Here is a 7,310-nt window from a genome sequence, read left to right as displayed (position 1 = left end):
TCACCCCGCTACGCACCCCAAAACCGGAAGAGCCGATAAACAGCACATCACCAAGCATCGACAGGGTTCCGTTGACGCGGGTGCGCTGCTCATCGGAAAACAGCTGCGACAAGAGGCTAAACCTTGCTGGCCCAAAGAATGACGAGGCACAACCGTACACACAGCTTGAGAGCGCGAACGCAGCAATAGAATCGCCGCGAGCAACCACCCACGCCACGAGTCCCCACTGCGCCAACATCCGAACGACATCACTACCCTGCATCCAGGCCACTGGCCGGTGAGGTGGCGGCAGCTTTCGGACCACTAAAGAACTGACGAAGCGGCCCGCCCACAGCGCGATAAGCACCACCGTCAAGCCGCGCCCCGACGGATCTACTCGGTGTGCCTGAAGCGCAAAAGCAATCGGGATGAGGCCGTCACCTAACCCGGAAACGACAGCGGCTGCGAAGACGAGCGAGAACGTAGATCTGAAAGAAAGACTATTCATCAACCTCAACGTCTTATAGTGTTACACATCATAGTATTCCCGCATAGAGAGTCAGGACACCCCCTGCCCCACCAGAGTTTTATCCGCTGAAGTGCTCTAGGAGACCCCCATGTCTACTTTCGTCATCGTTGCCATCGCGGCCATCCTTCTCATTTCTATCCCAGCAGGCATGATGAGCCGGCGGATTCACAAACGCACGGAAGACCACGACCCCGAGGCACGCCAAGCCGCGCTAGATTTCCAAAGAGATGTTGATAGAGGGCGGGCCGGCTTCTAAAACACAAAAAGACCGGCACCCCAGAGCTAAAAACTGGAGTGCCAGATCTGGCGGTGGCGGCGGGATTTGAACCCGCGGTTGGGGGTTACCCAACAATCGCTTTCGAGGCGATCACCTTCGGCCGCTCGGACACGCCACCGCGTTCCAGATTACGGGAGTCATCCCGAGCGACAAAATCGCTGCCCACACCACGCGGCGCGGACAGCGATTCAGCTAGATGAGGCTAGGAATTAGTCCTTGAGGTTACCGATAACCTCGTTGGCCTTATCCTTGACGCCCTCAACGGCGTCGGAAGCCTTCTGCTTAGCCTCGGAGGTGACCTGGTCGGCCTTGCCCTCGTTCTCCAGCTTCTCGTTATCGGTCAGGCCGCCAGCGGCTTCCTTAGCCTTGCCAACGAACTCGTCCTTCTTGTTCTCGAAATCACCCATGGTTTTCTCCTTACTCTCTACTTCTCTCACGTGGACCACCCAGCCTACACCCAAATTGCCAGGCGGCTGCGGGGCCACTAACCAGTTCAGGGGCTAAGCGCCGCTTCTACGAAGACCCCCGAAGAAGCCCGTGAGCAGCTCCGCGCACTCCTCCTCCAGCACACCGCCGCGTACCTCGGGAACGTGGAGGGCGCCGGGGGCACGGAGGACGTCGACAAGCGATCCACACGCCCCCGTCTTCGGTTCATAAGCACCAAAGACCACCGAGGACACCCGGGAAGCCTGGATCGCGCCCGCGCACATCGCGCAGGGCTCCAGGGTGACAACCAGCTCGCAGCCCTCCAGACGCCAACCATCGCCATGCACACGCACCGCTTGGCGGATGGCTTCCACCTCTGCGTGTGCGGTGGGGTCATTTAGCTGCTCGCGGCGGTTAACGCCGGTGGCGAGTTCTTTTCCGGAGGCGTCGTAAAGCACGGCACCCACAGGGATATCCCCCGCCGGCGTCGTGCGCGCGACCTCTAAGGCGCGGCGCATGCGGGCCTCCGCGCGCACCAGCCCCTCCGCTGGTTTAAGAATCATCCGAGTCAAGGCCGTCGATGAAATCCTCTAGCTCATCGCCAAAGCCCAGCTCGCCGGCGATGCGCAGGAGCATGTCAGAAGGCCAGTCCTCATCGTTATCGATGATGTAGCCCAACTGGTTCTCATCGAGGCCGAGGTCAGCGAAGATATCGAAATCGCCGTCACCGTAGGGGTCGGCGTCCTCCCACTCGTCCTCGTCCAAATCCGGGATATCGATATCGCGCAAGTCCAGGAAATCCGCGGCGAAGTCGTCTTCGGAGGCGTAGGTGGCGTCGGAAAGCAGCATGCGCACATCCCCCGGAACCGGGCGCACGACGACGAAATAATCATCTTCCACGCACAGCAGCGCGAATGCCGCCCCCTCGGAACGCAGGTTGCGCACCGCTTTGATGGAGGTGTTGACGTCGGTGAAGTCATCCTTGAAAGGGCGAATCACCCAGCCGCCTTCGGCACTGGCAACGGTGATGGCAAAGGACAGATCGTCGTGGCTCATACCTCGTCAGATTAGTCGGGTTGTGCCACAATTGTCACCGTGAGTTCTCAAGATGTTCAACGCCCCGTCTGCATTATCGGCCTCGGTCTCATTGGAGGTTCCCTCCTGCGTGACCTAGCTGCTGCACGCCATTCCGTGTACGGCTACAACCACTCCACCTCTGGTGCCCGAACGGCCATTAAACAGGGCTACGACGTCACCGATGATCTGCCGGCCATCCTGCACCGGGCAGAGGAAGACAACGCTCTTATCGTCGTCGCGGTGCCCATGGATGCGGTTGCCTCGGTCCTCGACTCCATTCAGGAACACGCCCCGAGCTGCGGCTTGACGGACGTGGTCTCGGTCAAGACCGAGGTGCGCCAGCTCATTGTGCAGCGCAACATGGAGTCGCGCTATGTGGGCGGCCACCCCATGGCCGGGACCTCCAAGTCCGGCTGGGAGAACTCCCACACCGGGCTGTTCAACCGCGCTGCCTGGGTTATCACCTATGACTATGCCGCCGAGTGCGAGGCGCGCGGCGAGCGCATCCCCGCCGAGTGGGAGAACATTTTTGCGGACGTGGTCCGCATGACCCAGATGGTTCACGCGGAGGCAGTTCCGGTGCGCGTGGCTAACCACGATGCCGCGGTCGCCCGCATCTCGCACCTGCCGCACGTGTTGGCGGAGACCCTCGCGGTGGTCGGCGATAATGGCGGCATCCTGGCCCAATCCTTGGCGGCTGGCTCCTTCAAGGACGGCACCCGCGTGGCGGGTACTCGCCCGGACCTGGTGCGCCAGATGTGCGAGACCAACTCGACTGCGCTGGTCCAGGCCCTCGACGAAGCCCTTGAGTTGCTGCAGGATGCGCGCGAATCGCTGGCCTCGGATCAGCCTTCCATCGCCGCGCTTGCCGACGCTGGCTTCCGCGCCCGCACCCGCATCGAAGCCCGCTCCGGTGCTCGCAAGGAATCGGTCTCCCCGGTGAAGATCTCCTCCCGCCCGGTCTTGCGCATGCACCCGGGTGCGCCGAACTGGGTGGCACAGCTGCGCCAAACGGAGTCTTTGGGCGGACGCATCGAAATTTTCTAACCCGTTGGCGAGCTTCCAGCCCTGACCTTCTGCTCTAGCAGGCGGTTCTCAACGGGTTCCCCTCACCTGGTTCCAGTCAAAAGGTTTCTTTGCCCCCAAACGAACCTTCTACCTGGTTAAAGATGGTTTACTTGCCCCCAGAGGAACCTTTTGACTAGGGACTTCTGAGTGAAGCCTTTTGTGGGGCGCTATTTGGTGACGGGCTGTGAAGCGGCGTGGGGCTACGTGGGGCGCTTAGTCGCGGAAGGTGTCGTCACGGCGCTTGCGGGCTTGGGACTCATCGCGCGTGATGCCGAGCAGCGGGTAACCCGCTAGGCCCACCACGAGGCCCACCGGCAACAACCACAGCATGCCGGAGGCCAGCCACAGCACCACACCAAGGATGGCGCCGGCAATCAGACACGGAACGAGTTTCTCCTTCATGGAGAAACAGCCTAGTTGGTCCGCTTCCCAGCACCAGACTTGCGACTAATCACCCGCGAGAAGATGGCTATCGCGATGAGGCCCACTACCGCAGCAATGCCTGCTGGCCACGCGACGGGCGCGCTGACCTGCATCGTTGCCGGCGGTTTCGGGGAATTGTGGGCGGTGAGGACGCCGTCGGTATCGCGGCCGCTGGTGACGTCCTCGATCCAATCGCGGACCTCGACCACCGACGTGATGGCAGCGCTCGGCGAAGGCAGATCCGGATCCGCGTTCGACGTACCAGCCGTGGCCACACCGACGAGGCGACCGTTAACAAAGAATGGTCCGCCCGAGTCGCCGCCCTGCATGCCCTCACCATTGAGGGACTTCACGTCCATGATGGCAGCCGCAATCATCGGGCCCACTCCCCCAAGCTCACCGGCCGGAATGCTTTCCGCGCCGTCGGGTCCAACAGCGATCTCTGGCATGTCGCCGCCCTCCATCACCTGGGGCGCGTTGGACGAACCAGGGGCGGGAGCGACCATTCCACCGGGAGCAGGCACTGCCATGTCACCAGGAGCCATAGCCTCGGTATCCCCCGGCGCCACCGGCGTCATCTTCTGGCCGGATTCGTCTGGGCTTGCCGGCGGGGTGCCGCCGGATAGCAATTCGCCGACTTCCATCTCGGCCATCGGCAGCTGGCCTTTGCGGGCCATGCGGGAGCTACTACTCCAGCCGTAAAAGTGACCTTTCTCGCCGGCGGTGGGGACCGCATCCGCGAGCTTAGCTGGCTTAATGCCCTCGACGGGCTCGGTCAGGTGCATGAGGCCGGCGTCGATAGTCGGCGAAACAGCCCAGGAGTCCACGTCATAGACGCGAGTGTCCTTGCCCCGGCCAAAGCGGGCCTGCGAGCCCTCGTTGTTGACGGACTCCAAGCAGTGGCGGGCGGTCAGCACCCACTGCTCAGCCACCAGCGTGCCCGTGCAATCGCCAAAGTTGCCGATCTTGCCCATGCGCAGCGCAGCCACGGCAGCGCTTTCCTCCGATTGCGGAGCGGGCTGCGCAAACTCCAAGGCCATGGCCGGCGCAGCGCCTAGCCCCACGACCAGAGAGCTGGCCACAACAGCAGTTATCTTTCGTGCCACCATTACGCGGCCACCTCCTTGATTGCCCAAGCCACGGCCCTCTCGGCCGGGCCCTTTCCACAGAACTTCTTCCACAGCGCGCTCAACAGTAGGAACGCGAGCACAAAGCCCAGTGCCGCCATGGTGTTGTGTAGGGAGACGTGTGCCTGCCAGTAGCGTGCGGTGAGAATGTGCAGGATATAGATGGTCAACGACATCGAGCCCAATGCCGCGAAGGGGAAGGTCAAGCGCGGCAGGTGACGGCCAATGATCAGGCACAGGTGCAGCACCACCGCGGTGACCGCCACGGAGAGAAGGATTTCACCAAGCACGCCCGTATGCCCGGTAAAGCGCAGCCAGCCGGCGATATCCGGGTTAAAGCGCTGCCACAGGCCGATGCCAGTAACGACGACGGCCACCGCGGTCGTGACGATCTGGGTGCGGGTGGGGCGGGTGAGGTAGACGTCGTAAAGCAGCATGCCCGCCACCATGTACGCCAGGAATGCCACGAGGGGGTAGACCTGTGGGAGTGTGTACGGCGCGTAGAGCACCGTGGCGCCCGCGGTGGCCAGCGCGAAGAGCAGGACCTTCCAGACGGTGGCCAGCGGCGGCACCCAAGCGGTGAGAGCCATGGCCGCGCCCATCACGACGAGCACCACCTGAATCTCACCGCCCACAGGCAGCAAGGCCACGCCGATGAGCATGACTATCAGGCCGCGGGCGACCAGCTTGAGGAAGACCCGCAGCGAGTAGTCGCGGGCAAGAATCATCATCGTGGTACCTGCAATGATGGCAAAGCCCGCCGCCGGCAGCCCGGAGAGCACCACTTTGGCGCTCCACACCAGGTTGGCCATGTGCAGAATAATCATCCCGATGATGGCCAAGGAACGAGCAATATCGAGGCCCACTATTCGGGCGCGCGCTGACACCTATTCATCTCCTTGCAATTGAAAACGTTTAAAGACCGACCAGTGGCTCTGGCCGGTCTTCTTATTTGTGTGTGTTTTCAGCTCTGCATTTCACTCAGCGCTGCGTGATATGCGTCTCAGCGGCTAAGAGCGATGGCTTTCTCATCTTGCACGAGGTAAATGCGCTCAGGGGTTGCGGAGGCATCGGGGTCCACCTTCACCGTTACTGGTCTTTGAAGAAAGTCAATGAGGGCCCCGTCCGATTGCGGGCCAAAGCAGATGTTGTCTGACATCAAATCCCACGTGATATCAATCTCACTAGCCTCGTTGCTCTCAAAGTGGAAGCCGGCGTTATCGCAGGAGAACTCCAAGTACTGATCCCTAAAGTTCACGTAAAAAGAATCCGGCTGCTGTGCAGACTTCCACTCGGAATTCACCACAAACTCCATCTGCTGTGCATTGGCGGTGACCAGGCCTGCGGGCGTGCTGGTAATAATGTTGCGCTGTGAGGATCCAGCTTCCGCTATGCCTGAGCTTCCCGGCAGCTCCGAGGAGCCTGCAAAAGAGAAGAGGGAGGAAATGAAAAGCAGGATAGCGGAGAGAATCGCTTGAATCATGGGCATCATTGTATCCTTCCCAACCGACCAGTGGCTCTGGTCGGCCTTCTCATTTCTGCCTGTTGTCAGCTCTGCGTTTCACTCAGCTCTGCGCGATATGCGTCTCAGTGGCTAAGGGCGATGGCTTTCTCATCGCGCACGAGGTAAATGCGCTCAGGGGTTGCGGATGCATCTGAGGCCACCATTACCTTCGCCGGATCGGACAGGAACATAATGAAGGGAAGGTCAACTTTTCCTCTAGGGCAGGCCTTATCCGTCAGCATGCTGAGCTCCACGCCGCCATCAACCAAGGTAAAGTCGCCGCCGTTACAGGGCAACCACACCGTCTGGTTCTGGAAATTCAAGGAGAAATCCTCTGGGCTCGCTGCAGATTCCCACCTAAAAGCAGTGATATGTTCCATCTGCTCATCGTTTGCCTCGACCAAATCTGCAGGGGTGTTCGTAATGATGCCGTGCTGGGCGACGTTTAGCCCCCACGCCTCCGAGCTCCCCGCCAGCTCCGAGGAGCCTGCGTTAGAAAACAGCGAGGAGATGAATAGCAGAATGGCGGTGAGAATCGCTTTGATCATATTTCAGAACACTACCGGGTTTGCCCAACCCAGGCTTAAGGGACATTTCGTGTGGATAAACCGATACGGATTCTCGGGGCAGCCTGGGATAATTCCTTGATCTTGATTTTGAATCGGTTCCAACGGCCCGATCTGTGAAATCAACAACGGATAACACTAGGTCTGTGGTAGGTAAGCCGCAGCTGGTGCGATTAGGCCAATTCCTATGGCGACGTCCGCACCGAAGCCCCCTGTATATCCACATCCACTGGACCTAGCCAGGCCTCAAGACTTCGGACGCAATGGGAAAGCGGCATACGCGCCCTAGACGAAAGAAGAACTCACACGACGTGGCCACCCAGACGGGTGACCA

Annotated in this window: 10 protein-coding genes, 1 tRNA gene and 1 pseudogene; 2 read left to right on the top strand and 10 right to left on the bottom strand. The window is 60.6% G+C overall.

The features are described from left to right. Positions 1-487: pseudogene (locus HMPREF2698_RS13210) on the bottom strand (hypothetical protein); the annotation flags it as partial. Between the two features lie 109 nt (positions 488-596). On the opposite strand from HMPREF2698_RS13210, the gene HMPREF2698_RS13430 reads away from it, so the two are divergent. Next, a complete protein-coding gene (locus tag HMPREF2698_RS13430) occupies positions 597-764 on the top strand; it encodes a hypothetical protein (protein ID WP_167595823.1) in 168 nt (55 codons plus the stop codon). Between the two features lie 48 nt (positions 765-812). Here HMPREF2698_RS13430 and HMPREF2698_RS04590 read toward each other — a convergent pair. The 4 genes from HMPREF2698_RS04590 to HMPREF2698_RS04575 all read right to left on the bottom strand — a co-directional run bounded on the left by HMPREF2698_RS04590 (position 813) and on the right by HMPREF2698_RS04575 (position 2,267). Next, positions 813-903 (bottom strand) — tRNA-Ser (locus HMPREF2698_RS04590). Between the two features lie 91 nt (positions 904-994). After that, positions 995-1,192 carry a CsbD family protein gene (locus HMPREF2698_RS04585; protein WP_046648854.1) on the bottom strand — a complete coding sequence of 66 codons (198 nt, stop codon included), beginning with the start codon at positions 1,190-1,192 and terminating at the stop codon, positions 995-997. A gap of 93 nt (positions 1,193-1,285) precedes the next feature. Then, positions 1,286-1,729, bottom strand: a complete 444-nt coding sequence (locus HMPREF2698_RS04580; RefSeq protein ID WP_070562493.1) for a nucleoside deaminase — start codon at positions 1,727-1,729, stop codon at positions 1,286-1,288. Positions 1,730-1,763: 34 nt separating this feature from the next. After that, the gene (locus tag HMPREF2698_RS04575; RefSeq protein ID WP_070524567.1) at positions 1,764-2,267 is read right to left on the bottom strand and encodes a tRNA adenosine deaminase-associated protein; all 504 of its coding nucleotides are present in this window, start codon (positions 2,265-2,267) and stop codon (positions 1,764-1,766) included. Between the two features lie 39 nt (positions 2,268-2,306). Between HMPREF2698_RS04575 and HMPREF2698_RS04570 the strand changes: the two genes are divergently transcribed. After that, positions 2,307-3,335, top strand: a complete 1,029-nt coding sequence (locus HMPREF2698_RS04570) for a prephenate dehydrogenase (protein ID WP_070562488.1) — start codon at positions 2,307-2,309, stop codon at positions 3,333-3,335. Positions 3,336-3,569: 234 nt separating this feature from the next. On the opposite strand, the gene HMPREF2698_RS04565 is transcribed toward HMPREF2698_RS04570, so the two are convergent. From HMPREF2698_RS04565 to HMPREF2698_RS04545, 5 genes are all read right to left on the bottom strand, one after another. Beyond that, the gene (locus HMPREF2698_RS04565) at positions 3,570-3,758 is read right to left on the bottom strand and encodes a hypothetical protein (RefSeq protein WP_070533857.1); all 189 of its coding nucleotides are present in this window, start codon (positions 3,756-3,758) and stop codon (positions 3,570-3,572) included. A gap of 11 nt (positions 3,759-3,769) precedes the next feature. Then, on the bottom strand, positions 3,770-4,888 hold the full coding sequence (locus tag HMPREF2698_RS04560) for a trypsin-like serine protease (protein WP_070562486.1): 1,119 nt from the start codon (positions 4,886-4,888) through the stop codon (positions 3,770-3,772). Beyond that, positions 4,888-5,793 (bottom strand): DUF418 domain-containing protein, encoded by a 906-nt coding sequence (locus HMPREF2698_RS04555; protein WP_070533861.1) that lies wholly within the window; start codon positions 5,791-5,793, stop codon positions 4,888-4,890. The genes HMPREF2698_RS04560 and HMPREF2698_RS04555 overlap by 1 nt, the downstream gene beginning before the upstream one ends. 116 nt (positions 5,794-5,909) lie before the next feature. Continuing rightward, positions 5,910-6,389 (bottom strand): hypothetical protein, encoded by a 480-nt coding sequence (locus HMPREF2698_RS04550; RefSeq protein WP_070562490.1) that lies wholly within the window; start codon positions 6,387-6,389, stop codon positions 5,910-5,912. A 104-nt stretch (positions 6,390-6,493) separates the two neighbouring features. Further along, entirely contained in the window at positions 6,494-6,958 is a 465-nt protein-coding gene (locus HMPREF2698_RS04545) for a hypothetical protein (protein WP_070533864.1), read from the bottom strand. Positions 6,959-7,310: the final 352 nt, after the last annotated feature.

Origin of the sequence: Corynebacterium sp. HMSC072A02, assembly GCF_001810085.1 — a bacterium.
In the GTDB taxonomy this organism is placed as follows: Bacteria; Actinomycetota; Actinomycetes; order Mycobacteriales; family Mycobacteriaceae; genus Corynebacterium; species Corynebacterium hesseae.
Note: the sequence above shows the minus strand (reverse complement) of the source record. Positions and strands in the feature narration are given on the sequence as shown.

Bases quoted from the DNA above. Each gene is read 5' to 3' on its own strand.
- HMPREF2698_RS13430 (WP_167595823.1), top strand. From the start codon at position 597: ATGTCTACTTTCGTCATCGTTGCCATCGCGGCCATCCTTCTCATTTCT.
- HMPREF2698_RS04585 (WP_046648854.1), bottom strand. From the start codon at position 1,192: ATGGGTGATTTCGAGAACAAGAAGGACGAGTTCGTTGGCAAGGCTAAG.
- HMPREF2698_RS04580 (WP_070562493.1), bottom strand. From the start codon at position 1,729: ATGCGCCGCGCCTTAGAGGTCGCGCGCACGACGCCGGCGGGGGATATC.
- HMPREF2698_RS04575 (WP_070524567.1), bottom strand. From the start codon at position 2,267: ATGAGCCACGACGATCTGTCCTTTGCCATCACCGTTGCCAGTGCCGAA.
- HMPREF2698_RS04565 (WP_070533857.1), bottom strand. From the start codon at position 3,758: ATGAAGGAGAAACTCGTTCCGTGTCTGATTGCCGGCGCCATCCTTGGT.
- HMPREF2698_RS04560 (WP_070562486.1), bottom strand. From the start codon at position 4,888: ATGGTGGCACGAAAGATAACTGCTGTTGTGGCCAGCTCTCTGGTCGTG.
- HMPREF2698_RS04550 (WP_070562490.1), bottom strand. From the start codon at position 6,389: ATGATTCAAGCGATTCTCTCCGCTATCCTGCTTTTCATTTCCTCCCTC.
- HMPREF2698_RS04545 (WP_070533864.1), bottom strand. From the start codon at position 6,958: ATGATCAAAGCGATTCTCACCGCCATTCTGCTATTCATCTCCTCGCTG.